This window comes from Lysinibacillus sp. NPDC093216, from assembly GCF_050280325.1.
GTDB lineage: Bacteria > Bacillota > Bacilli > Bacillales_A > Planococcaceae > Lysinibacillus.
This window is the reverse complement of record NZ_JBNNVB010000005.1, coordinates 139,116-165,623: the sequence shown is the minus strand read 5'-3', so window position 1 is coordinate 165,623 and position 26,508 is coordinate 139,116. Positions and strand designations below refer to the sequence as shown.

The 26,508-nt window shown below is 39.0% G+C and carries 24 protein-coding genes and 1 other RNA gene; all 25 read right to left on the bottom strand.

The annotated features are described in order from the left end of the window. Nucleotides 1–57 precede the first annotated feature (57 nt). Nucleotides 58–1,002: a malate dehydrogenase gene (gene mdh, locus ACQKOG_RS08445; protein ID WP_370082165.1), complete on the bottom strand. Its 945-nt coding sequence runs from the start codon at nucleotides 1,000–1,002 to the stop codon at nucleotides 58–60. Continuing rightward, nucleotides 999–1,361 (bottom strand): BMC domain-containing protein, encoded by a 363-nt coding sequence (locus tag ACQKOG_RS08440; RefSeq protein ID WP_370082167.1) that lies wholly within the window; start codon nucleotides 1,359–1,361, stop codon nucleotides 999–1,001. The genes mdh and ACQKOG_RS08440 overlap by 4 nt, the downstream gene beginning before the upstream one ends. Beyond that, complete coding sequence (locus tag ACQKOG_RS08435; RefSeq protein WP_132359031.1) at nucleotides 1,354–1,638, bottom strand: EutN/CcmL family microcompartment protein; 285 nt, start codon at nucleotides 1,636–1,638, stop codon at nucleotides 1,354–1,356. Before ACQKOG_RS08435 ends, ACQKOG_RS08440 begins: the two co-directional genes overlap by 8 nt. A gap of 33 nt (nucleotides 1,639–1,671) precedes the next feature. Next, nucleotides 1,672–2,538 carry a phosphate propanoyltransferase gene (locus ACQKOG_RS08430; protein ID WP_370082169.1) on the bottom strand — a complete coding sequence of 289 codons (867 nt, stop codon included), beginning with the start codon at nucleotides 2,536–2,538 and terminating at the stop codon, nucleotides 1,672–1,674. A gap of 12 nt (nucleotides 2,539–2,550) precedes the next feature. Further along, nucleotides 2,551–3,141, bottom strand: a complete 591-nt coding sequence (gene pduL / locus ACQKOG_RS08425) for a phosphate propanoyltransferase (protein WP_370082170.1) — start codon at nucleotides 3,139–3,141, stop codon at nucleotides 2,551–2,553. Nucleotides 3,142–4,030: 889 nt separating this feature from the next. Further along, nucleotides 4,031–4,309, bottom strand: coding sequence for a BMC domain-containing protein (locus ACQKOG_RS08420; protein ID WP_053482447.1), 279 nt, complete (start codon nucleotides 4,307–4,309; stop codon nucleotides 4,031–4,033). Between the two features lie 16 nt (nucleotides 4,310–4,325). Next, nucleotides 4,326–5,816 carry an aldehyde dehydrogenase family protein gene (locus tag ACQKOG_RS08415; RefSeq protein ID WP_427445962.1) on the bottom strand — a complete coding sequence of 497 codons (1,491 nt, stop codon included), beginning with the start codon at nucleotides 5,814–5,816 and terminating at the stop codon, nucleotides 4,326–4,328. A 15-nt stretch (nucleotides 5,817–5,831) separates the two neighbouring features. Next, entirely contained in the window at nucleotides 5,832–6,482 is a 651-nt protein-coding gene (gene eutL / locus ACQKOG_RS08410; RefSeq protein ID WP_370082183.1) for an ethanolamine utilization microcompartment protein EutL, read from the bottom strand. 11 nt (nucleotides 6,483–6,493) lie between these two features. Further along, on the bottom strand, nucleotides 6,494–7,525 hold the full coding sequence (eutC, locus tag ACQKOG_RS08405) for an ethanolamine ammonia-lyase subunit EutC (protein ID WP_370082184.1): 1,032 nt from the start codon (nucleotides 7,523–7,525) through the stop codon (nucleotides 6,494–6,496). A gap of 9 nt (nucleotides 7,526–7,534) precedes the next feature. After that, nucleotides 7,535–8,905, bottom strand: coding sequence for an ethanolamine ammonia-lyase subunit EutB (locus ACQKOG_RS08400; RefSeq protein WP_402868913.1), 1,371 nt, complete (start codon nucleotides 8,903–8,905; stop codon nucleotides 7,535–7,537). Between the two features lie 5 nt (nucleotides 8,906–8,910). After that, complete coding sequence (locus ACQKOG_RS08395; RefSeq protein WP_370082188.1) at nucleotides 8,911–10,335, bottom strand: ethanolamine ammonia-lyase reactivating factor EutA; 1,425 nt, start codon at nucleotides 10,333–10,335, stop codon at nucleotides 8,911–8,913. Between the two features lie 20 nt (nucleotides 10,336–10,355). Then, nucleotides 10,356–10,853 carry a EutP/PduV family microcompartment system protein gene (locus ACQKOG_RS08390; protein WP_370082190.1) on the bottom strand — a complete coding sequence of 166 codons (498 nt, stop codon included), beginning with the start codon at nucleotides 10,851–10,853 and terminating at the stop codon, nucleotides 10,356–10,358. Nucleotides 10,854–10,863: 10 nt separating this feature from the next. Next, the gene (eutS, locus tag ACQKOG_RS08385) at nucleotides 10,864–11,205 is read right to left on the bottom strand and encodes an ethanolamine utilization microcompartment protein EutS (RefSeq protein ID WP_427445959.1); all 342 of its coding nucleotides are present in this window, start codon (nucleotides 11,203–11,205) and stop codon (nucleotides 10,864–10,866) included. Further along, nucleotides 11,202–12,464 carry an ethanolamine utilization protein EutH gene (eutH, locus tag ACQKOG_RS08380; RefSeq protein ID WP_370082192.1) on the bottom strand — a complete coding sequence of 421 codons (1,263 nt, stop codon included), beginning with the start codon at nucleotides 12,462–12,464 and terminating at the stop codon, nucleotides 11,202–11,204. Before eutH ends, eutS begins: the two co-directional genes overlap by 4 nt. Before the next feature lie 183 nt (nucleotides 12,465–12,647). Continuing rightward, nucleotides 12,648–13,226 carry an ANTAR domain-containing response regulator gene (locus ACQKOG_RS08375; RefSeq protein ID WP_370082194.1) on the bottom strand — a complete coding sequence of 193 codons (579 nt, stop codon included), beginning with the start codon at nucleotides 13,224–13,226 and terminating at the stop codon, nucleotides 12,648–12,650. After that, nucleotides 13,219–14,649, bottom strand: coding sequence for a sensor histidine kinase (locus tag ACQKOG_RS08370; RefSeq protein ID WP_370082196.1), 1,431 nt, complete (start codon nucleotides 14,647–14,649; stop codon nucleotides 13,219–13,221). Before ACQKOG_RS08370 ends, ACQKOG_RS08375 begins: the two co-directional genes overlap by 8 nt. Nucleotides 14,650–14,906: 257 nt before the next feature. Further along, entirely contained in the window at nucleotides 14,907–16,814 is a 1,908-nt protein-coding gene (locus ACQKOG_RS08365) for an ATP-dependent DNA helicase (RefSeq protein ID WP_370082198.1), read from the bottom strand. 85 nt (nucleotides 16,815–16,899) lie between these two features. Continuing rightward, a complete protein-coding gene (locus ACQKOG_RS08360; protein ID WP_370082200.1) occupies nucleotides 16,900–18,036 on the bottom strand; it encodes a THUMP domain-containing class I SAM-dependent RNA methyltransferase in 1,137 nt (378 codons plus the stop codon). Between the two features lie 3 nt (nucleotides 18,037–18,039). Continuing rightward, nucleotides 18,040–19,779, bottom strand: coding sequence for an EAL domain-containing protein (locus ACQKOG_RS08355; protein ID WP_370082202.1), 1,740 nt, complete (start codon nucleotides 19,777–19,779; stop codon nucleotides 18,040–18,042). Between the two features lie 293 nt (nucleotides 19,780–20,072). Beyond that, nucleotides 20,073–20,453, bottom strand: an RNA gene (gene rnpB, locus ACQKOG_RS08350) — RNase P RNA component class B. A 60-nt stretch (nucleotides 20,454–20,513) separates the two neighbouring features. After that, on the bottom strand, nucleotides 20,514–20,807 hold the full coding sequence (gene gpsB / locus ACQKOG_RS08345) for a cell division regulator GpsB (RefSeq protein ID WP_370082204.1): 294 nt from the start codon (nucleotides 20,805–20,807) through the stop codon (nucleotides 20,514–20,516). Nucleotides 20,808–20,925: 118 nt separating this feature from the next. Continuing rightward, nucleotides 20,926–22,179, bottom strand: a complete 1,254-nt coding sequence (locus tag ACQKOG_RS08340) for a ribonuclease H-like domain-containing protein (protein WP_402868906.1) — start codon at nucleotides 22,177–22,179, stop codon at nucleotides 20,926–20,928. Between the two features lie 378 nt (nucleotides 22,180–22,557). Next, entirely contained in the window at nucleotides 22,558–24,822 is a 2,265-nt protein-coding gene (locus ACQKOG_RS08335; RefSeq protein ID WP_427445954.1) for a DEAD/DEAH box helicase, read from the bottom strand. Further along, a complete protein-coding gene (locus ACQKOG_RS08330; protein WP_402868933.1) occupies nucleotides 24,797–25,171 on the bottom strand; it encodes a YppE family protein in 375 nt (124 codons plus the stop codon). Before ACQKOG_RS08330 ends, ACQKOG_RS08335 begins: the two co-directional genes overlap by 26 nt. A gap of 797 nt (nucleotides 25,172–25,968) precedes the next feature. Then, nucleotides 25,969–26,163, bottom strand: coding sequence for a hypothetical protein (locus ACQKOG_RS08325; RefSeq protein WP_053482465.1), 195 nt, complete (start codon nucleotides 26,161–26,163; stop codon nucleotides 25,969–25,971). Nucleotides 26,164–26,508 lie beyond the last annotated feature (345 nt).

The window sequence follows — 26,508 nt, the reverse complement described above, 5'->3', positions numbered from 1 at the left end:
AAGAGTTAAAATTTATAACAACAGATATATAGTTGGGGATCCTACATATCAAAGAAGTTAAATGTTTTGACAAATTGTTAACACTTGTTTAACGGCTTCTGCCGATTGATGGAGCGCCGCTTTTTCTTCATTTGTCAGGTGCAATTCAATGACTGATTCAATACCATTGCCACCTAATATTGTCGGCACCCCTAAAAATAATTCGTGGTAACCATACTCTCCTTCTAGTAGGGCGATAGAAGGAATTATTTTACGTTGATCTTTCATGATGATTTCAACCATCTGTGCGCAGGCAGCAGCTGGTGCATAATAAGCACTGCCATTGCCTAATAAACCAACAATTTCTCCGCCACCTTTACGTGTACGTTCTACGATTTGCTGTAGTCTATCTTGAGGAATTAGTTTTTCTAATGGGATCCCTCCAGCATAGGAATATCGAATTAAAGGGACCATTTCGTCGCCATGTCCACCTAAGACGAATCCTGATACATCCTCTGGTGCAATTTGCAGTTCTTGTGCTACAAATGTATTAAAACGCGCTGTATCTAATACACCTGATTGACCGATGATACGATTTTTCGGAAAGCCTGTTTCCTTATAGCAGACATAGGTCATGGCATCGACTGGATTGCTTAATATAAGGACTATGCTGTTTGGAGCATAATGTTTTATTTGTCTAGATACTTGTTGAATAATTTTTGCATTCGTCGTCACTAAGTCATCTCGGCTCATTCCTGGTTTACGAGGAATACCGGCTGTAATAATGACAATATTTGCTCCAGCAATATCCTCATAATTGCTCGTTCCTTTAATAGAAACATTAAACTTTTCGATTGGTCCTGTTTGTAATAAATCCAGCGCCTTTCCTTTTGTCGGATTTTCCGCTTCTGGAATATCTAACAGGACAATATCTCCTAGCTCTTTTTGTGCCAAAAATAAGCTTAAAGTTGCACCAGTATGACCAGCACCGATGACAGCAATTTTACTTTTTCGAAATGTCATTTTGCCTCACCTCGATTGTCAGTGGCTGCTGTTTCCGTCGTTTTTTTAGCACGTGTTGCTGCTGGTGCCGGCTTTTTCTTCAGTGCTTCCGGTCCTTTAATCATCTGAAAAACATCTTCATCAGGTCTCGGAATTACGTGAGCGCCTAATAGTTCTCCAACGCGTTTAGCCGCCTCTTTTCCAGCATCAACAGCTGCTTGAACTGAACCAACATCACCTTTAACTACTACAGTAACGATGCCACCATCAACAAATTCTTGTTTGACGATGGTCACATCTGCCGCCTTTATCATCGCGTCTGCTGCCTCAAAAGAACCAACTAATCCTTTCGTCTCAATCATTCCAATTGCGCTACCCATTTTCCTCACCTCGCATCACTTCCGTAGAATCAATAATACCTATAACGACCGCATCGATAGGCAATGGATTTTCTTTCATAATATATCGGGATGATCCACCACTTGTAATGAGCACATCATCTCCAATTCCTGCCCCGATACGGTCAGCTGCTACAATTTCTGTACGAATCGGCTGTTGATTGGAATCGATTGGTTGAATAATTAATAATTTTAAGCCATTCAACCCTTCTTCTTTACGTGTTGCCCATACACTACCGATCACTCTGCCCATCTGCATGAACTTCACCTCTTTATCCCGTATGGACTATATTTACTCAGAGCGAATTGTTAACGTCTTATTCAGCTCTCGTATTTTGTCATACGCCAATGCTGTCACAATTGTTTTTTTAGGAACCACAATTTCCTGCGCCTCTATTTCAAGCACTTCTACTTGCGAAAGTAGTTTCTTATCAAATTGATAGCTTAATGGTTTTTCAGCCTGACTTACGACTGGCGAAAGTTCTTGAACATTCATTTGTCCCTTAGCTTGAGCATTGACAATTTCCGCAAATGCACCTTGCTGGATTAAACCGGCATTTGCCTCATCTGTATCGATATGCATCTCCAATCGATAACGCTCTGAAACGCGAATCATTACATTTGATAAAATAATCGGTCTTATACCTTCTACTTTAATTTGTACCGATTGTCCGTCCACTACTTGGAACTGAGCACTGTCAGTCGGTGACATATGAATATGTGCTTGTGCAATAATGAGTCCCTCATTTAGCACGACACTGCCCTTTGGACCAATAAGTGTAACGGGGCTAGAGCCTTTAATATCTCCTGATACCCTTAAAGGTGGCTTAACCCCTAATTTCATCGCGTCTGTCCAGCTAATTTCTACTTGAGATAATGAACGAGCAGGGCCTAAAATGCGTACTCGTTCAATAGATCCCTTCGGACCAGCAATAACAACTGTTTCCTCAGCAGCAAATTGTCCTGGCTGCGAAAGCTCAAACTTAGGTGTTAATTGATAGTTTTCACCAAAAAGCTGCTCCACTTCCGCTTGAGCAAGATGAACATGTCGTGCTGATACACCGACAGGGATCTTTCCGTCATGCTGAGAGGAAGGCTGATTTTTTAAAACTTGTTGTAATACTTCTTCAACAATTTCTTGGATTAAATTTTCCTGCATCTAACCTCCTCCTTATGTCAATGATCTAATAATTCTTCCTTGGGCTTGTTGTTCAATAAAGCCAGCATTTGCTTCATCTGTATCGATATGCATCTCTAAACTAAAATCGTTTGATACACGAACTACAACCCCTCGAAATGTCACAGGTCGCTCACTATCAACTTCAACAAATACTAATTCATTATTTTGAACGTCCAATGCTAACGCATCTTCTTCCGTCATATGAATATGTGCCTGTGCAATAATGACTCCCTGCTTAATGATAATTTCTTGTTCTTGATTGATTAATTTGATGCCAGCTGAACTTTCAATATCACCCGATTGTCTCAAAGGAGGGGTTAATCCTAATTTCATTGCATCTGTTCGACTAATTTCCACCTGTGTTGCCGCTCTTACAGGACCTAATACACGTACATTGTGAAGAATACCTTTTGGTCCCTCAATAGAGACACGCTCTTTAGCTGCAAACTGTCCTGGCTGCGAAAGATCAAAATCCTTCGTTAGCGCTGCATTCGGACCAAAAAGTGCCTGTAAATCTTCTTCACTGACATGTATATGACGAGCTGAAATGGCCACAGGAAATGTTTTTGTCGCTGTATTCAAGTTAGCCACCTCTATATCTATTTCGCTATATTGTTATAGGAAATGAAGCAGGATGAGACGCAATGTGTAACATCCTGCCCTTCCGTTTATGATGTTCTATCTGTCGGTTCGAGGATTCTTTCCGTCACCTCGGACCTTCTATCCGTCACTTTGATTTTTATCCGTCGCTCCTGGGATTCTTTCCGTCGCTTCGGACCCTCTTTCCGTCACTTTGACTTATGTCCGTCACTCCTGGGATTCTTTCCGTCGCTTCGGCTTTTCTATCCGTCACTTCGTTGATTCTTTCCGTCGCTTCGGACCCTCTTTCCGTCGCTTTGACTTCCATCCGTCACTTCGGCACTTCTTTCCGTCGCTTCGGCTTTTCTATCCGTCACTTCGTTGATTCTTTCCATCGCTTCGGATCTTCTTTCCGTCGCTTTGACTTCCATCCGTCACTTCGGGGATTCTTTCCGTCGCTTCGGCTTTTCTATCCGTCACTTCGTTGATTCTTTCCGTCGCCTCGGACCTTCTATCCGTCGCTTTGACTTATATCCGTCACTCCTGGGATTCTTTCCGTCGCTTCGGCTTTTCTATCCGTCACTTCGTTGATTCTTTCCGTCGCTTCGGACCCTCTTTCCGTCGCTTTGACTTCCATCCGTCACTCCTGGGATTCTTTCCGTCGCCCCGGATCTTCTTTCCGTCGCTTTGACTTCCATCCGTCACCCCGGGGATTCCTTCCGTCGCTTCGGCTTTTCTATCCGTCACTTCGATGATTCTTTCCGTCGCTTCGGACCCTCTTTCCGTCGCTTTGACTACCTTCCGTCGCCTCGGATCTTCATTCCGTCGCTTTGACTTCTATCCGTCACTCCGACTTTTTCTTTCCGTCGCCCTTGTCTGGACAGAAATAAAATTAAGCTTCTGCTTTTGGTAAAATTAATTCTAATTCATGGTGTGGGCGTGGGATTACATGAACTGATAGAAGTTCTCCAACACGTTGGGCCGCTGCTGCACCTGCGTCTGTAGCTGCTTTTACTGCGCCGACATCACCACGAACTAATACAGTGACAATACCGCCACCAACATGTACTTTTCCTACTAAATTAACGCTAGCAGCCTTCACCATTGCATCTGCTGCTTCAATTGCTCCTACTAATCCTTTTGTTTCTACCATTCCTAATGCTGTACTCATTTGTCATTCCTCCAAATTATTTATTTTGTAATGTTATTTGTTTTAATACTTGATCAACAATTTGTTGAACTACTGCTGTATCCAAAGATGGATCTTGTGCCTTGATATTCTCTACTACTGGTTTTGCTAAAAATTCTGGTTTTGGCACTTCTACATCTTTAATGCCGTAAGCCATACGTTTAATATTCAATAAATGTCTCGCTGTAATGTTATCGGACGTAATATTGCCACCAAACGTACCACACCCTAATGTAAAGGATGGGGCCAATCCAGTAGTTCCACCAACAGCGCCGATGGATGATAATGTATTAACAACAATTCTAGACACCGGTAATTCAACTGAAAACTGCTCAGCTAAAGCTGTATTTTCTGTATGAATCGAGCATGTATGCCCGCGTCCACCTATGTTTAATAAATCAATCATCACCTGTTTTGCCTCTGTACTGTCCTCGACAGTGTATAACGCAAATATCGGTGATAGTTTTTCCAGTGAAAATGGAATGTTTTTGCCAATCATCGTTTCCATACCAACAAGTACTTTTGTATCTTCCGGCACGGTAATACCGATAGAATCAGCTAAGCAAGCTGCTGACTTACCTACAATTTGAGGATTTACCTTCCCAGGGATAGGAGAAATCAACTTCTCCATCTTCACCTTCTCTTCATCACTCAAAATATAAGCGTTGTTTTTCTTTAGCTCTGTTAAAACTTGTTCGGCAATGACTTTATCTACAATAATCGATTGTTCTGTAGCACAAATTGTACCGTTATCAAAAGACTTACTTTGGACAAGCTGGCGAACAGATTTGGATATATTCGCCGATTTTTCAATGTAAGCTGGCACATTTCCTGGTCCTACACCATAAGCAGGTTTGCCTGAACTATAGGCTGCTTTTACTAGTGCACCACCACCAGTCGCTAAAATTAAGTGAATATCTGGGTGCTTCATTAATTGCTGCGTAGCTTCCATAGAAGACATTGTTAAACAGTGTAGCAATCCTTCTGGTGCTCCTGCTTGTTCTGCAACTACTCTACAAATCTCTAAAGCTTCCTTTGTACAATTAACCGCATATGGGTGTGGGCTTAGTACGAGACCATTTCTAGTTTTCAATGAGATAAGTGTTTTAAAGATTGCTGTTGATGTTGGATTTGTCGTTGGTACAATGCCCGCGATGACTCCAAACGGACTAGCAATCTCTGTCACTTTTTTCATTCGATCGACACCAACGACACCAACAGTCTTCAAATCTTTAATATCTTCATAGACATCTCTAGAGGCTACCTCATTTTTCATTTTTTTATGATTAGGTATGCCCATTCCTGTTTCTTGAACGGCCATATTTGCCAAACGTTCTGCCTCTTTAAATGCGGCATCTGCAACAGCCTTGATGATATGATCAACTTGCTGCTGTGAATACTGCATGTAAGCAGCCTGTGCCATATTGGCATGTCTCACGGCGTCTCTCATTTCTTGAATTGCTAATAAATCTTTATCTAGTGTGGCCACTAAAGCCCCTCCTTTCTAAACAACTGGGTTTCTCGCTAAAATTTCAATAGCTTCTCTAAAAGCATTAGCAGCAGCTTGGCAGGAAGATTGGCTACCACTTACTAAACCGCCACCGAAATTGGTTTCAGATGGTGGACCAAAGAAAACCTTTAACTCTACATCTGCCGCTTTTAATGCAGCATCTAAACCAACTACAGCCTCAAGTGGCGGTGCAATTAAATATGCAAGGGCTGTTCCAACCTTTACGTTTGCTAGCTCTGCCAAATACGTACCACAGCTCGCTACAGTATGTGCAAAAAGAGCGTGGCTTTCATTTTGAAGAATGGCTTCAAAATACGTATCAAACTGGATTTTCTGCTGAATCGCATCGAAACCACTGCGTATTTCATCAGGCGAGCTACCAGCAATGATGCCAATGACCTCACCAGATAATGGCCCAGATGCGTGTGCCGCTCCAGCATAGAAGCTTTTTGCATAAACAACATCAACATCTGCTTTTTTCGTAGCCTCGTCCAGCGCTACATATCCAACATCATCTATTGTTAGAGTTACGAGTCCAATGCTATTGTGATATGGCTTTAAATCTAATTGCTCTGCTAATTCATTATTCACTCTTGGAATGATTTGCATTGCCAAAATTTCTGCCATAATTTTTTGAGGATTCATTGTTTGGCCCCCTAACTTTCTTTTGCCACAAGACCTACTCCACTTGCCTTGTAATGCAATATTTTTTGAACGACTGTTCCTAAATATGCACCTGCCTCTAATGGCGGGATACCACCTTTATGAATATTCGAAACGACCATTCGATCTGCTTCTACAGTGCCCATTCTAGGTTGATAGCATATATAGGCACTCATTGACTCAGCAGATACAAGTCCTGGACGCTCACCTATTAAATAAACGATTACTTCTGCTTGTAAAAGCTCGCCAATTTCATCCATAAGAGCAACACGCCCTTTATCAATATAGAAAGTAGTTCCTATTTCAATATTTAAATTACTAAGACTTTGCTGTAACGCTAAGTAAACATCTTGCACATTTTCTTCAATCGCACTTGCACTTAATCCGTTAGAAATAATGATTTGTACCTTTGGGTTTTTTCTACACTTCGATTGAATAAGTGTCTTTGCTTCATCTGATAAACGACGACCTAAATCCGGTCTAGTAATGTATTCTTCCTTATCTGTCACTCTTGATGTTACTTGAAAGACATCGAGCTTTTGTAGTAGCCCTTCTGTCACTTCTCCGTATACTGCATCTACTGCTGCCGCATGATCGAGTCGGAACTTTAGCCAAGTTTTTGTTTTAGGTCTTGTTCCAGCTCTGCCAACACCTATTCTTGCTGGTGTATGCTTTTTTGCAGCTTGAACACTTTCAGACACTTCATCCTCTTCAAATTTAAAAGCTGTGATAGGTACTGAAGTGTAAGTCGATTCATCATTACTTGCACTGTAATATGATTGTTCATGATTACTTGATTCAGTATGATAAAGTCTAATTAGTGGTTCATTAGATTGTTCTGTTACGCTCGGACTTGCTACTTCATCAGCATACTTAGCATTAGCTACTGTATCGTGAAACTTAATAAGTGGTTCCTTTTGGTCTTCTGTTAGCACTTCTATGTCATGAGAAGATTTGTCTAACGCATTATTGCCCATCTTTTCCATTACGAGCTGCGTAATCATCGATACTAGTTGGTCATTCAATTGACTCACCTACCTTTCAAATATAGATAAATCGCCAGCTCTTGCAGATAGACGACCATTTTCATAAATGCCCATTTTTTCTAACCACGCTAGATATTCAGGTGCTGGTTTTTTACCAAATGTTTGAAGTAATGTAGCGACATCATGGAAGCTCATGGACTGATAATTCAGCATGATATCGTCGCCCATAGGTGCAGCGATAATAAAATTGACACCAGCTGCTGTTAGTAAAACACTTAAATCTTCAACATCATTTTGGTCTGCCTTAATATGGTTCGTGTAACAAATATCAACGCCCATTGGGATGCCGTGCATTTTGCCCATAAAGTGATCTTCTAGTCCTGCACGTATAACCTGTTTGTTATTGTATAAATACTCGGGTCCAATAAAGCCAACAACCGTGTTCACAATATACGGATTAAAATGTCTAGCAAAGCCGTAATTGCGCGATTCAAGTGTTACTTGGTCAATACCCCTATGTGCCTCAGCAGATAGCTCCGAACCTTGTCCAGTTTCAAAATAGAATAAGTTCGGACCTGTTCCTGTTCCTTGCTTTTTCACAAGCTCTTCTGCTTCTCTTATTAAGTCAGCAGAAATGCCGAACGAGCGATTGGCAATTTCCGTTCCAGCAATACTTTGGAAAATCATATCGGCTGGTGCCCCTTGTTTAATAGCTTTCATTTGTGTTGTAATATGTGCTAACACACAGTTTTGTGTAGGAATCGACCAATCATTGATAAATTCCTTTGTGGCTTGCAATACTTTTTTCACACTTTCAACTGAGTCATCTACTGGGTTAATTCCAATGACTGCATCGCCAATACCATAGGACAATCCTTCTTTTAATGAGGCAATAATCCCGTCAATATTGTCTGTTGGATGATTCGGCTGTAATCTTGAGGAAAGTGTGCCCTTTTGTCCGATCGTAATATTACAAGTTGACAGTATTTCTACTTTATTGGCAGCATGGACGAGATCTAAGTTAGACATTAGCTTAGTAACGGCCGCAATAATTTCTGAATTCATGCCCTTGCTTAAGCGTTTTAATTCCCGGTCGCCTGTTTCGTTGGATAAAATATATTCTCTTAGTTGCTCGATACTCCAGTTTTTAATTTCTCCATAAATTTGCTCATTGATATCACCTTCAATAATGCGTGATACTTCATCATTTTCAGAAGGAACTAATGGATTTTCTCTTATATCCTTCACTAACAGCTCACTGAGAACGGCCTTTGCCGCAATTCGTTGCTGTACAGATTCAGCCGCGATTCCAGCTAGCTGATCTCCTGATTTTTCTTCATTGGCCTTAGCCATTACATCTTTTAATGAATTAAAATTATATTTTTCTCCACCAAATATCACCGATAGATTCACATTCATCCTCCTTACTTTGAATGGAAAGCAAGTGTTTTTACAACGACTGGGACAACACCAGATGGTAGTACTTCCCCAATGTCAATATAATCACCTGTTTCTACTTTGATTTGATCGATGCAAATGATGGGAACTGTTTGATTGATTGCTCGTATCGTTTGCCCAATAACCTTTGCATAATCTGATTGAATGACTATGATAATTGGTATTTCCTTGGAGCTTCTCATAGCTAAGTGCTTCAAAATGGCCTCACATAATATATGGACATCCTGGAAACTTAAATAGGGTAAATGACTAAAATAAAGTGCAAACGGAGAACGATTCTCCTGTATAGAAAAGAGAGCCTCAGCTCGTGCAACAGCTGTTTTCACCGCATAGTCGAATTCTTTGCTGTGCGTATCCATATGGCAATTGAAAACAGGCACATTTTTCAAAGGCAATACTTCCGCATCTACCTGAATCGTTGCACCACTAATCTCAGTTGTTTGCGTACCCGCACCAGTCACTGTTGCCCTCGCTGTTTCCTCTGGTTTTAACCATAAAAAGGATTGTAGCTGTTCATGCTGTAAAAGCTTTTTTGCCAATTTTTCACCGATATCATCATACTGTCGATTTATACATTCATTTTCATAAATACAGGCAGCTACCCCACCGGAAAAAACGATTGCATCAATTGGTTTATCCCAAGTTGGCAAATGTCCTAGCAATAAAGGATGCTGTTCTTCTGTTAATTGTCCGCTTAGCGTCATCGCTACTATATCCGCCATTTCTTGTATTAGTTGTATGACACGTACATCTTCTGCTGAATCACCAACCGTTAATGGCTTTGACCATTTCTCCATTAGTTTCATAATGGGTGGTGAAATCGATTGAACAATGCCATTCTGAAATTCTATAAGTCTTCCACCGACATGCAATGTACACGTACCCATTACTTCTCCGAATTGCATTACCGCAATATTTGCTGTACCACCACCGATATCGATGTTAGCGATAACTTTGGCAGTATTTTTAGATTGCTGTAATGTACCTGCGCCTTTTGCCGCAATAATCCCTTCCAAATCAGGTCCAGCAGTAGCAACTAAAAAGTGCCCGGCTGTATCTGCAATCGCATGAACAACCTCGCTGGCATTTTCCTTTGTGGCAGATTCGCCTGTTATGATAATGGCACCTGTTGAAATATCTGCCGGTGAAATGTGAGCCAATTGATATTGCTGAAAAATAAATTGCTCGATTTTTTCCATGTCGATAATTTCTTTATTGATAAACGGTGTTCTAATAATTGGACTTTGATGCAAAATCGTTTTTTCAATAATTTCTATGCGTGGCACATGCGTTACACCTGCAACGTTTTTCAACAGAAAACTACTGACAACCATCTTTGTTGTACTTGTACCAATATCAATGCCTGCACTATAAATTTTTTCTGTCTTCAATTTACTCTCCCCTCTCGCCACTACGGGCAATACATGAGATAAGGACTATCACGATCCTTCACAAATTGACGAATTTCTTCCTCAGTACTGAGCTGTATAAGTGGTGCAATAAATTTAATACCTAGCTTTTGCCACGAAGAGGTTTTCACAATAGGACCATGCGTCATGACATTTTGTAATAGCGATACTGCTCTTTCTACATCTGCAAGGGGTGCATCAATTTTTGTAATGACACCAATTTGTATTTTGGGAATTCCTAAGCTAAATTGCGGAGGAAAAACACTCTTTGATGAGGTGGCATCCTGCAAATAAATCACATGTGTCACTTCAAGCGATGTCGCCATAATGTTTCTGTAATACATCGGATTTTCTATATATTCTCCGGGTGTATCAACTATCCAGTCATCATAAACGAGCGCCTGTGTTTTATTGGCTTGTCTATCTTTCCCCAATAACGCATTCATCAGTGTCGACTTACCTGCTTGCACACCACCTATGATCATTACTCGATTTTTCATACAGCACATCCTATGACTTGGTTATTTTTGATGGCGTATAGCCTAGCATCGCTGATAGAAAACGATTAATCTCTAACATCGCCATTTCAACCTCGGAAACACTACCAACAATAACGAGACTGCCAGTAAAGCGATCTAAAAATCCTAGTCTTACATTGGCTGCCTTTGTTGCTAAATCTCCTGCGATAATAACTGTTTCACTCGGTGTACAAGTCATGATGCCTAGTGCACCGGCTTCTTGAATGCCGAGCTTTTGAAACATCTCAGGATCAGGATTTGCTATTAGATGACTCAATGTTAGTTGCTTTCCTGGCACAAACTCCTGAATAAAGCGTTTCTTTTCTTCACTCACACATCATCACTCCTTTCAAGATTTTTATCTGTTAAATATTCACCTTCTTTAATAATGCCTGCCTTGCGATCCTCTTGTTCTAGCCTTAGAGCTGTTGGAACAGATAATTTATAGGCTAAAATAATAGCGATCACACCCGCTAAAAACTTACCAGTAATAACAGGTAAAATAATTGTCGGCTGGAAATTAGCCGTAAACGATAAATGATCTCCTAGTAGGAATGCTGAACAAACACCAAAGGCAATGTTAATAACCTTATCTTTCGGCGGCATATGTCGAACGAGTGTAAACATGGCTAAAATATTGGCAATCGTCGCTAAAAGACCTGCGCTTCCTACTGATGATAAGCCTAATTTTCCACCTACTGCTTCTAGAGGTTTCGATGCATATTTTCTTATTAAGTACACCATTGGGAATGCACCCGATAACATAATACCGATATACCCTGCTGTTTCTAATGCCCGGAATTGATCGATTTCATCTGCCATGATCGGATCAAAGCCCCACGCACCAAAAATTTTGGTGAAAACACCTGTGAATATTTCTACAATCGAGAACACTAGCACAAGCTTGATAGCAGCATCCATCACGCGTCCAAAAATCATGAAACCTTTGATCATGCCATTCGGAATTAGTTTAAGACCTAGCGCAATTAACACTACGAAAATAAATAAAGGCAATAAATTAATTAATATTTGTAAAACAGAAATGGCAAACACGTATGTTGGTGCAGCTGTTGTACTAATCACTTCACGAACATCTGTATTAAACGTCACAATCATGATGGAAGAAATAAATGCTCCAATCGGAATTGTTAAAACACCTGCCATAATACCTAAAGCCATATATTTATGATCACGCTTATCTAACATGGCAAGTCCCATCGGAATAGAGAACACGATTGTTGCGCCTGACATAAATCCGACAACTAGAGCCATAACCCATCCTTCATAAGACTCTTTTAACGCATTCGCTAATTGGTATCCTCCCATGTCCGAGGCTAAAATTGTCGTTGCTGCAATTGCTGGATCTGCACCAATCAATTCAAAAATCGGACTAATAAAATGACTTATAAACCACGTTAAGTAAGGTATAGCAGCCATGATCCCTGCAGCAGGTACAAAAATATGTCCAACCGTATGAATACCATTCATAAACTCTTTCCCGATTCCATATTCAGCATCTCGAATTGCTCCGATTGCCCCTAAAACTGCACAGGTCATAATAATATAAACGATCACCGTTCCTACCATTGCCATCCTACTCATCCCCCCTTTAATTTTTCTATTTATCAATTTCGCCTTGGCGTAATTGTTGCTGTCGCTGCGCTTTCGCACAGAAAACACTTGTGGCTGGCGCTTTGTTTTCGCCACAGAAAACATCTCTGAATGAAGATAAAAAAAGACGCATTAAAGAGGAATTCTCTTTAAAGCGTCTTTGCTTTAACTATTTACTTGTAATGTATTTATAATGCGCCTTGCAATAAGCGCCATTTCCTGTTGAGTCTGCATACTCTCATTGCGAATTTTTTTATAAGCTTCGTCCTCGCTAAGGTTCTCTGACTGCATTAGCAAACCTTTTGCTCGTTCGATTATTTTTCGCTTTTCTAATTCTGTTTGTTTATGCAGCAATTCCCCGTTTAGACGGTTGAACTTATCAATCTGGTGAAATGCCACTTCCAACGCCGGAAGGACATTCCTCTCAGAAAACGGTTTCATAACATAGCCTAAAATATTGTCCTGCTTCATATACAGTAACAATTCTTTTTCACTATAAGCTGATATAAATAGCACCGGTATACCGAGCTGCTGTTCAATAATTTTGCTTGCCTTCAAACCATCTAGCTTTGGCATTTTAATGTCCATTAAGATTAACTGTGGCTTATGTGTAAAAGCCAACTCAATTGCCGATTCTCCATTATTCGCTTGTGCTACCACTTCGTAGCCGTTATCTTCTAGCATAAACTTCAAATCAATGGCAATAAGTGACTCATCTTCGACAATCATAACTTTCCTAGTCATTTAGGATAAATACCTCCTCACTTACAGGGAACTGAATTTGAGTATGTGTACCTTGTTCACTAGGGATAATTGAAAATGTGCCAGCTAAATCATATTCAACAAGCCTTGTAATAATCTCCATTCCAAATGATGCCTTCACCTCTTGCATTCCAACGCCATTGTCAGAAATATAAAGTGAAATAGTGGAAGCATCCTGTTGAAATTGAATATTGATTGTACCCTCCTCACGACCAGTAAAAGCATATTTCAGTGCATTTTGCAGTAGCTCACAAATGATTAACGCGAGCGAAACAGCTTTTTTAGAATGACAAAATAACTGTACATTATCATCATGAAAAGTCAACTGAATAGATGGTGTGTTGGATGTCCCAACCATTTTATGTCCAATTTTTTTAGCCAACGCGATAACGTCTACTTTCTCTTCAGCGTTATCCTCATTTTCTAAAATAAGTTCATAAACTGATGAAATACTATATATTCGATTTAACGCCTCTTGAAAAGCACTTGCACTTGAAGCTGACAAGTCATTTCGCATTTGCAAGCGCAATAGACTTGTAACTGTCTGTAAATTATTTTTCACTCGGTGGTGAATTTCTCGTATAGCAAATGTTTTCATCATTAGTTCATTTTCTTTTAGCTTAAGCTCTGTAAGATCATGAATAATGAGGAGTGTCACTCTATCGTTTTGATCACGAATAGGAATTTTCTTTACAATAAAGGATTTACGATCAATCGTAATTTCTAAGAAAAAGACATCATCGCCTTTATCATAGACCTCCTGTAAAAAAGGTAAAATCTTATTCAATGCAACGTTGTCAAAACGTTCTAGCCCTGTTAGTTCCGATATAAATCGGTAACCTGCAGGATTGCTATAGATCACTTTATTTTCATGATTTGTGAGAATAATTGATTCAACTAGCAAATCAGAAACTACTGGAATCGGTTGAGAATTTGGCTCTACAATATGCTCAATTAATGCAAAAGGCATATGACGAAAATCATCTTTAGGTGTTGTTTGCATTTCCACCTTTTTTTCCTGGATTAACACTGCAATAACCTGTTGGTGGTTATTAAAGAGAGGGACAACGTTTTGTTCAACCGTTATACCTTCCTGTGTGATTGCTCTAGTAATTGATGATTTTTCTTTATTTTTAAAAGCAGCAAATACTGCTGGCTCGAAGCTTTCAAAGACAAATTTGCCAATTACAGATTTTTCGTATAAGCCTCTTTCTGTTTTTGGGAAAGCTTCTGCCACAACAATTGCATGTGGTAAGTTTTCCAGCATGCAATCTATGAACATATAACAATCTGTCAACTCAGCATAATACGATAATGTAGCTTCTATTTCTATTAACTTTTCTACATCTGTTGCAGATAAGCTCGTAAATTTTTGGCACAGCGATTGAATGTTCGACAGGCTCAAACCCCCTATCATAGAATAATCAAAAATTAACGTTGATTATTCTTGAAATTTCTTGTCATCATTATAAACCTTTTGCAAAATTATTTTCAATATAAAAAATAATTTATTTTAATAATTTTCGTTACATTACAAAGAACTATATAGCTTAAAAGAGAAATATTCAACACTTTTTTTCAATCTCATCATTATCTCACGATAAAAATATTATATTAATATATAAAAAAGCGAGATTGCAACAGATGCAAACTCGCTTTTTTCTACTTTATTTCTGGTGTAACGGCTAATATATTTTCAAATGTTTCACGTTGCTTTGCTTCTTCTTCATTTAACAAGATATGAATATCTCCATGGTCGTTTGAAGTACGAATTAAACGCCCCATTCCTTGCTGTAAACGAAGTTGCATAAACGGTAATTCCACTTCTTCATATGGATTTTCTGCAAATGTACGTTTCGCATCAAATAATGGATCATGTGGTGGGAAAGGCAAATCATAAATAATAACTCGTGTTAATGCCTCCTCCGGCAAATCTAGACCTTCCCATAAATGATAGGAGCATAATGTTTTGATGGTGCCTTCTTGGAAATCACGAACAATTCCTGATAGTTCACGGTCCCCCTCAAACGCTACATACATCCGTTCCATAAGAGGTAACTCTGCTTTGAAATCTAACATTGCTTGTTTTGATTTAAACAAAATTAATGTTTTTTCACCGTCACGTAATAGCTGTTGAACACGCGCCGTTTTCCCCTTTTGAGATAGCTCATGTAAATAAATTCGCATAACTTCTTCATAATCGAATGGAGATGGAACAGAAAACGATTGATAATCGCGAATTCCTAAGCTATAAGCAATATAGGAGAAATCTTTGTTGACTGATAAAGTTGCTGAAGAGAATATTATTGGAAGTTTTTTAGAGAATAATTTTTCTTCTAAAACTTCTGTGATGAGACGCGGCATAATTACGAGCGTTTCCTCTCCATCAGTTTCCTCTAACCAATCGACTGCATCTCCCTGCGCTATGAAAATACGTAAGGATGCCTCGTATTGTTCTAAATACTCCTCTGCCATATTTAATTCATACTCTGGAATCATATACATTTCAGATTCAAAGACAAGTTCCTCGAGTAATGTTTCAACATCAGCAATAAGTTGTTTACCGTATTTCAATAAATTTGGCGATTTATTAATACGTTTACGCTCTTCTTCAGAAGCTACTAGATCATCTCGTAGCTGGTCAAAAAATAACTCATGGTCATCTTGTAATTTTTCCATCGCATATAATGTACGTTCTCGCACACCATCTACCATTAAACGCTCTAACAATGTAACAATTGTTGTCGCCTGTACTTTATACGTCATTGCTTTTTGTGCGGCATATTCTAATAAATGGCCTTCATCTAGCACCATCATTGACACTTCAGGTAATAAAGCTAATTGCCCTTCACGTTCACGAGAATCCTTTGTAGCTAAATGCTCCATTAAAAAATCTTGTGAACAAATAATGAGATCCGCCGATTTACGATAATGTGCACGATGTAATGTTTGACCACATCGATTACGTAGGTCACATACTGAACACTGCATAATCGAGTTGTAGTTTACTTTTTGCCAATCTTCATCACTGACAGTTGGATAATCACTACGTTCACCATAAGGTTGTATAGCAATCATCGAGCCTTGTGCATATACTCCATCAGGTATAGAAAACGCAATATCGTCGATCCATTCATCGGACACTACTTTTTCAGCTTCCTCAAAACGCTTTAAACATAAATATTGGTCTCGTGACTTTGCTAAGCGAACATCAATTTCAAGACCTAACGTTTTTTGTAGCTTATAAATATCGCCGCCCTCTTTTACTAGCTGATCGATTAAGGTTTCATCAGCACATGCGATCAGAGCTGGTTTTCCAGTATAGCGTGCATAAGATACTGCAGGTAGTAAATAGGCAATTGTTTTCCCAGTCCCTACACCTGCCTCTGCAAAAAGCACGTTTTTCTCTTTTAAGGCCTGCTCAATTTGATATGCCATAAAAATTTGTTCATCACGGCATTCAAAGCCCTTTTCAGGTAATTCATCGTAAAGGACGTCCCCCATCCAGTCACCTAATGACTCAAAAAATGAGCGGTCCTTCGTTAATACAAATGGTAAAGATTTACGCAATTGACGTTCCCCCTCTAACTATCTGTTCCTATTATACGCGACGAAACGGAAGATAAGAAAAATTCTTATCTTCCGTTACCGTTTGTTAATCTCTTTTAGACTTTTGTCCCCAGAACTGGTAATAATTCGTTTCAATAAAGCCATTGAATAATTTACGCTTCTTCGTCGATTGACGACCGTACAATTCCTCAAAGTTTTTCATTGAAGACAACATGTATACAGACCAAGTCGGATAGTTTTTCATAACTTTTCCTAAATCACGAATTACCTGTTCCACGACTTCGATGTCGCCAATACGCTCTCCATATGGTGGATTACCAATCATAACACCATCTGTTAGCAGTGTTGTAAAATCACGTGCTTGCATTTGCTTGAACGTCATCATATCACCAAAACCTGCTTCTAGTGCATTTTCTTGTGCAATACTCACCATACGATGATCTATATCAGACCCGATAATTTCTAATGGCTGATCATAGTTCGCTAAGCTATCCGCTTCATCTCGCACTGCATCCCAAATTATTGCCTTCATCCATGGCCAATTCTCTGAAATAAATTCACGATTATAGCCCGGTGCAATATTTTGTCCAAACATTGCTGCTTCTAATGCAATTGTACCTGAACCGCAGAATGGATCAACAAATGGTCGATTCGGATTCCACTTTGAAATTTGTACGAGTGCCGCTGCTAATGTTTCTTTTAATGGTGCTTCGCCCTGTGCTTGACGATAACCACGCTTATGCAAGCCCGCACCCGAAGTATCAATAGTAAGTGTAGCCACATCTTTTAAAATTGAAACTTCAATTTTATAAGTTGCACCAGATTCATCTAAAAATCCTAAACGCTTATAATGTTGTTTCATGCGCTCAACAATTGCTTTTTTAGTAATTGCCTGACAATCGGGTACACTAAATAATTTGGATTTAACAGATTTCCCCGATACTGGGAAAGCCGCATCAACTGGTAAGTATTTTTCCCAAGGTAGAGCTTTTACACTTTCAAATAACTGTTCAAAAGATTTAGCAGGAAACTGTCCTACAACGATTTTTACTCGGTCAGCTACACGTAGCCATAAGTTTGTTCGTGCAATGGCCGTCTCGTCACCTTCAAAATACACTTTACCGTTATCGACTGTTGTTTCATAACCTAATGCCTGTACCTCTTGTGCTACAATCGACTCTAATCCCATTGCAGCAGTTGCTACTAATTTATAGTTTGCCATACACTAATTCCTTCCTTGATGTTCAATTTCCCAATACTCCATAAACTCAATAAGTTCGTGAAGTGGCAACGGTTTGCTGTAATAATAACCTTGAATTATATCACAGTTCATTTTACGTAGTATATCCACTTGTTGTGCTTGTTCTACACCTTCAGCAACAACTTTCATTTTTAGGCGATGCGACATTTGAATTATCGCATCCACTACTGCCTGTTTTTCATCGAGTGAGCCAATATGCTGAATGAAGCTGCGATCGATTTTTAAATAATCAAGGGGGAAGCGAACTAAATAACTAAGAGACGAATAACCTGTCCCAAAATCATCAATAGAAATTTTAAAGCCCATTTTCTTCAGTTGCACAAGCTTGCTAACCGTTTCATTGGCACTGTTCATCACAGTACGTTCTGTAACTTCGATTTCAAAATTGTTAGCAGGTGTGTTATAACGCTCTAATATTGACTGAACAGAGTCTAAAAAGTTTTGTTGCTTAAAGTGAATGCTTGAAATATTAATAGCAACTGGCGTTTTGTAGCCACCTTGACGCATCTCTATAACTGCCTCACAAGCTTTTTCTATGATCACTTCACTTAAAGGAATGATTAATCCTGTTTCCTCTGCATAAGGAATAAATTCTGCTGGAGAGACAAATCCTAATCTTTCACTATTCCAACGAACAAGTGCCTCTAATCCTTGAATCTCTTCATTTTCCATAGATATTTTAGGTTGGAAATGCAGCTCAAATTCTCGGTTTTCGATGGCTCTTCGTAGTTCTGAATCTAATAATAAAACACGCTGAGAGTCAGTCTTCAATTCATCAAAATAAAACGCATAGTCGTTAAGCCCATTCTTTTTTGAATAAGTCATTGCCTTGTCAGCGCAATGAATCAATTGCTCCGTTGCTTCACCATCTAATGGATACATACTGATACCAATACTCGTAGAAATAAAAATATCTTGACCATTAATATCCAAAGGCTGTTCAATAATCCCAATAATTTGTTCAGCAAAATTTGCGGCTTCTTTAGCATTCTTCACGTTTGTTAACGTAATAATAAATTCGTCACCGCCATATCTAGCAATGATATCTTTATTTTTTAACAATGTTTTTAAGCGTTTCGCCACTTCGACTAGAATGGTATCTCCGACTGCATGACCTAACGTATCATTAATTTGCTTAAATCGATCTAAATCTAAAAAATAGACTGCATGCTGTACTGAATGAGAAATAGTAGAAGTTGATTCTAATAGATTATCCATTCTTTCAATATATGCAAATCGATTTGATACTTCCGTTAATGAGTCAGTTAATAAACGCTTTTCTAGTTCATTTTCTACTATTTTTCTTTCAGACAAATCTGAGAAAATACCACAGTAATTTGTAATTTCTCCCTCATCATTGGCTACACCAACAATTGTTAACCATTCTGGATATACGTCTCCGGTTTTACGGCGATTCCATATTTCCCCCTGCCAATTGCCTTCTTGTCGTATCTTTTGCCACATATCTAAATAGAATTGCAATTCATGAACACCTGACTGTAGAACGGCTGGCGTTTTTCCAATCACTTCATTACGCTTATAGCCGGTAACAAATTCAAATGCAGGATTGACCAATTCTATTCTTTTCTCTTTATCCGTAATCATGATGCCTTCCGATACATTTTCGAAGATTTTTGTCATTAATGCAGTAGGATATTTGGAAATCGAATTTAGCTTCTCCAGACTATCGTTCACACCGTTCATGTTTCTGCTCCATCCTATCTCTCTTTACTACCCTCATTTTTTAGAAAAGCGCTTTTGCGCCAGTCTACTCGTATGTAGACAATATGTACATCGTTGCGATAACAGTTTATTAGATGTTTATGTTTCGAATCGTAGCGACAGAGGCATGACCAACAGTGTACAGCCTTATTCTCAAACGTATATCGCGCATGCCTAGACATGATTAACAAGTAACTTTTTCTTACTTTATTCAAAAGAAAAGCTCTCCACCAAATTGGAGAGCGCTTGTCATTTCATAAATAAGCATCAAAAAATTCCATAAGCCATGTTTTGTTCCCGAGTACTCAAACAGCTATCGCCTCGTACGGCCGGGTAGTAATCATCTATCTACAGAGCGAACTCTGTCCCTCTATCCGTTCAATTCCTTCAAGAGAGTGCCCCTACCATAATTTGGGTTTCTCACTCGTGGGGTTTACCTCGTTCCACCTTGCATGTTTCCAAGCAAGCTACGTCACTGTGGCACTTTCAGGAAGTTTCAACCATATCATTAAGACTTAGGTTTTCCTTCCGCCGTCAGCCTTTACAGCTGCCTTACCTTATTTTTTCAGTAAGCACGAACACTACGGTCATCTCAGAACCGTGCGAGCATGGACTTTCCTCTACGACGTCTAGCGCCGCAGCGATTACCAGAATTTCATGATGATAAAAAGATTATACTAGAGTTTTATGATAAATACAATATATTTGACAAAAAATTATTCGTACAACTTACTTCCGAATACGTGTTTCTCTAAATTCGAAAGACGTTTTAAAATATCAAAGTTTGTCGTACCAGTAGCCGATGCGACAGGTTGTCTCTTAGGAGTATTATCAATTTCTTCTTTTAACTGTTTATTTTCTTCACGAAGTTGGGCCACCACTTTTTCAAACGCTTCATAGTCTTGTATTATCTCATCAAGAAATGAATCGACTTCTTCTACATTGTAGCCTTTAAAATTTTTCTTAAATTCCTTTTCAAGGATCATTTTTGACGTTAATTTAATATCCATTCACATCGCCCTTCCTCACACTACATGCGTTACATTATAGCATACTTCATCACATTATATCGTCTGAAAACATCAAATGTAAGGCTAAACTTGTCGTTTCTTGCGTTTACCTGGGAAATTATTTCTTATTTCCTAACCTGAGTAACCTCTTTTCCCACGAAATTTCCCATTTCTGCTTTTGTTCTACTCTCCATTGCTCATTCTTAATTAATTTTATGCCCTCTTGCGTATAATAAATGGCCTGATCATAATCTTTCATTTGATGCTCATATATCATAGCGAGCTGTTCTAATACATGCAACTTTTTTCGTAGATCAACGAAATGGAGAGCAGCCACAAATGCATCGATTGCTTCACTAAACTTTTTATTTCTTTTATGCTGGATTGCTAAATAATATTGTGCATTGCCTGCTTCAAGTGCATCAAATTGGGTCGTTACCTTTTCCAAAACTTTTACGCTTTGTGAACCCTCTTTTAAATCAGCATACCATTTCCCGATATTTGTAAACGTTTTTGCCGATTCTTCGCTTGTCTCTTCAAATAGCAAATTTGTAGAATGGACATAAAGCGTAATCAGTGAAAGTAAATCCCATTCATTATGAAGAAGGACTTTCATAAGCGCATCTGGAACACCGCTTTTGATTGCATCTAAATAAATAATTGGTGCAAGATATCCAGGTATATCTCCAATGCGTGAAAAACCAAGCTTCTCTTCTTCCACAGATTTTAATTTCATTCGTTCCATATCATTTTTCCATAAACGCTTTGAACTATGCAACAAATCAATTTGCCGCTGTGTACGCAATTTAGGTAATTCTTTTTGGTGGAGTGTCCAACGTGTTTCAAGTTGCGGCCAGTCAAAGCTTTTTCCATTGTAGGTAATAACCGTTGCTGTTTTTTGCCAAAGCTTTGATTCAAAAAGTAACGCGGTCTCATGTGCGGGATCGGCTAGAATATATTGAGTTAAAATAAAGCTTCCATCTTCTTTTGACACTTCTAAAAAGCCCAGAAGAAAAATTTGTGTACCTACACCCTTTAAGCCAGTAGTTTCTGTATCAAAAAACAATACCTTTTCATTCATTTCTAACGCATATGGATGTTCGAACTTTGCCTCTTGCCATTTTACTAATGCATCAAAATATGACTGCAACTTATAATGACCATGTTGAAAACTAAAAGGATAACGCACTTGTCGTTTAAAAACAATACCGAAATCATTTTCTACAACTGTCAGGCCCGCCTTTTTCCACTGCACAGTATAGCTTGGAGCAATAGGTTTTTGATAAGCAGGTTTTTCCTCTTTTTTTATAGTTGTTGTCGTTTTTTTACCGAGCATTTTTTTCATTTGTAAAATTTTATTTTCGTAAGACATTTACTTCACTCATTTTCTGCATGTAAAATTGCTAAAACTTGTAGTACGTTTTTCTTCGCTTGCTGTAAACTATTTTGAGTTTTTACCACAAGTATAACCTATAGTAATCATAGTGCAACTTTTAGCCATTGCACAAAAAGGAGGCGATTTTCAGAAGGGCTGGACAAGTGCTCTTGTCGCTTTACTTTCGTCGTAGAGTACGGGTGGATTTAGTGGATAAAGTTAATCAACACACCTTATATAATAATTGAAATCTTTTTCTGATAATCGAGAGTATATTTTTCGCTACAAATAGAGCAACCGTAAACTTATACGCATGAAAGAAGAGGGCTTAAAGGAATAGTATTAGACTTTTCCCTATCAAACCCTCTTTGTACTCTAATTTAAAATTTGAAGCAGCTCTATTACTTTTTTCTTCCCCTGCTGCAAGCTATCTTGAGCCCCAATACAAGATGGACAGCCAGACTCACAAGCACAGCTCACTACATGGTGCTGTGTTCTCGATAATAGCTCTTCCCACAGTTCATAAACTTTTTCACTTAGACCAATACCACCAGGATACTTATCATAAACAAAAAACGTCGGTTGCTCATTATGAGTTTCCTTTACCTGTGGAACAACTGCTACATCACTACTATCACATTGAATAAACAAAGGTATGAACGCATTCATCGCATATGCAACTCCTGTCATAGCATCTGTTAGCTCCGCCTCCGACCATTTTTCTAGCGCAGAGAATGATAGCCACGAAGAGCTTGTGTGCATTTCATCTGGTGGTAAATGAATAGGGCCAGAACCAATATTATCGTGTGTACCAAAGCGAATTTTTTTAAATATCGTTGCCTGCGCGACTAAGCCAACATCTCCGAAGCCAATAACTCCACCCTGATAATCTCGGCTCCGATCTTCCTCTAGCACCTTCATCTCGACCGCTAAATTAGCGTCAGTATAGTAATCGACATCTACTTCTCGTACAAAGGCTTTCTTTTCTTCCCAATCTAGCTTTTCGACTTGAAATTGAATGCCCTGATGCAAATAAATAGCCTCTTCATGTAGCAATGTCATCGCACTATGGCGATCCATTTCACCGATAACTTTTGTTTGTGCAGCAACAGTCATATCAATGATCACAACATTTTCTTGTGAAGCAGAACGAAGACTAATGTCATGTGCCGGGAAACGGTCACTCATCCAATGCCACTTCTCACTCGTTTTAAAAACAACGCCTTCTTCCGATAAATATTCCAGTAACTCCTGAATCTCATATTCACCATACGTATCATGTACGGAAAATGGTAGCTCAAACGCTGCACATTTCAAATGATCCATTAAAATCAACATATTTTCAGGATAAATACGCGCTTCCTCTGGTGCACTGCCAAGTAAAAAAAGTGGATGGTTCACTACGTACTGGTCAAGTGCTGCCGATTGTGCTACATAAATGATTAGCGCCTCGTCCTGACGACGGCCAGCACGACCAGCTTGCTGCCAAGCACTAGCGATATTTCCCGGGTATCCTGTCATGATACAAGCTTGTAATTGGCCAATATCAACGCCTAATTCCAGCGCATTTGTACTAACCACAGTTTGAATAGTACCATCACGAAGCCCTCGTTCAATAACACGTCGCTCAGATGGTAAATAACCACCCCGATAACCTCGCACCGATTCATCTAAAAGCTTATTGCGTGTAAGCTCCTTTAAATACGTTACAATCATTTCTACTCGCACACGACTTTTAGCAAAAATAATGGTTTGAATACCTGCTGTATATAATCTTTTCGCGAGATCGCTCACCTCTAAAACAGCACTTCGACGCACGCCAAATGTTTTATGGACGATAGGTGGATTATAAAAAAGAAATGTCTTTTTCCCAACTGGCGCTCCAGAATCGCTGATTAAGGCATGGCTTTCATTCGTTAAAGCTTCTGCTAACTCTTTTGGATTTTTAATGGTTGCTGATGTACAAATGAAAATCGGCTTACTGCCATAAAACTCACAAATACGCTTTAATCTTCGAATAACGTGCGCAACATGCGAGCCAAACACACCTTTATATGTATGCAACTCATCAATGACGATATACTGTAAATTTTCAAATAGCGAAACCCATTTCGTATGATGTGGCAAAATCCCCGAATGAAGCATATCAGGATTTGTCATCACAATATGCCCTGCCTTACGAACCTTTTGGCGAATGCCAGGCGCGGTATCCCCATCGTACGTATAGCTTAAAATTTCCTCACCGCTTTGTTCGATTAGTTCATTTAGGTCATTTTTCTGATCCTGCGCTAAAGCTTTCGTTGGAAATAAATAAATCGCGCGTGAATTTTTATCTTCTAATATTTTTTGTAGTACCGGTAAATGGTAGCAATATGATTTTCCAGACGCTGTTGGTGTAACGGCAGTAAAGGAAACACCCTCCATCGCGTAATCAAACGCCTGGCGTTGATGGGTATACAGTTGTTCTATCCCTCTTGTACGGAGAGCCTTTACAAGTGAAGGATGTAAATTCTCTGGAAAAGGTGCATATTTAGCTTCACGCCCTTCAAGCGTTTGCCAGTGTAAAATACGTTCCTTTAACTCCTCATCATATCTCCACTCGTTTAATAGTTCACTAATGGTCCTTTTTTTCGATAACATCTGTTTCTCTCTCCTTCACTAGCCTTTCAAAAATTTTTAACGTATAAGAGGTTGAATGAATCGCATCTAAAAAACGCTTTTTACTTGTTTCTTTAAAAAAGGATTGCACAACAAATTGCTCCATCGATTCCACTGCTGAAGCAATTTGCTGTGTATGCATATATTTTGGCTTATTTTTTTGAATCCACTCATTCGCCTCCTGCTGCCATTCCTTTAAAAGCTGGTGAATGACATCAGCGTGTGGCTTAACCTCCACAAAAAAGTCAGGAGTACGATTCTCCTCACGCATTTTCCAAAAGCGTGAAACACATTTTTCACATTCATCTATCAATTGGGAAGTTTGCTGCATTAACAACAATTTCGCACCTCATCTCATTAATGAAGGTTCATCACCATAAAGTAGGGTTGACTCCGTTCCGACTGCGCACTTTCCTGAAGGCGTCCAATAAGTCGCTTAGGAACAAAAGGGGTTCTTCTGTGCGAAAGCGGAGCGACAGCAACAAAGGGGGTTCTTCTGTGCGAAAGCGGAGCGACAGCAACAAAGGGGGTTCTTCTGTGCGAAAGCGGAGCGACAGCAACAACTGAGGTCCTTCAAGCCTTAACCTATTACATGTCACACGTTTCAACACAACTTTTGGTGATGAACCTTAAAATTTTATCTTATTTAGGTAACCATCCTTAAAATGAAGATTCATCTGCATTTACATGAAAGCAGCGAACCTACTATTTTAAAATTCGTTCTATCTTAGTCTACAAAATAATTTATATTATATGAGTAATTTTACTACCAATGATGTTTTAAAGCTTGGCTCATCACCTTAACTTGAGATGCATTTCCGTTTCGACTGTGCGAAAGTGCAACGACAGCGTACAATGTTGACCACAAAAGAGTTAGCACAGGACGTAATGCTTTTAGCCTTTGTCCCCACCACTGACTCGTTCTCTGGCCTCACCAGTGACTAGAGCGTTACCCAGTCTTCACACCAATCAGCCCATATAAATGGCATATCTTTCAAGAAAATGACATCCCTAGCTTTTGGTGATGAGTCCTATTCAAGGTACACCACTCATCGTGGTAGATAATGTATGAAAAATACTCATATTGGGTTATTTATATTGCATATGAGTTAAGTGTACCAAAGTCTATCATTTTTCACTACTAATAGGCGAACAAGCATTCTTTACTTGCCAGTTCTTTTCTGCTAAGCTTACTTTCTGGCTAACAGATTTGAGCTGCATAAAAAAATTCATGCTCTGTGCGTTGTTTTCCAAAGACACTCTCGTTAACAGTAATTGATTGACCAGATCCAACTGCGCAACTAATTGTTTTAACTTGTTCAAAATAACGCCTCCTTTGCTTTAATTTATGTATTCCTCGCATGTATAAAATTACCTTCATGCGTGACAAAATAAGCGTAAGTTAGCTGAAAGAAGAAGTATTTCGATAAAATTTAATTGAACTAGTCTATTTTCGTAGTCTTCAAAATCGTCTATCAAGTATAGAAACTAACGTAGAGACCAGTTTTTTCTATAAATTCGTTTGGAAATTTCATCAGTTAATTTGACGATTCGCGGGTTATATCACATGATATTTTTCGACTTTAAGAGGCGAAAATTGCCCAAAGATCAGTTATTTAATGGTAATTTAAACCATAGTTAATCTAGCATCAATCATACTATTAATAG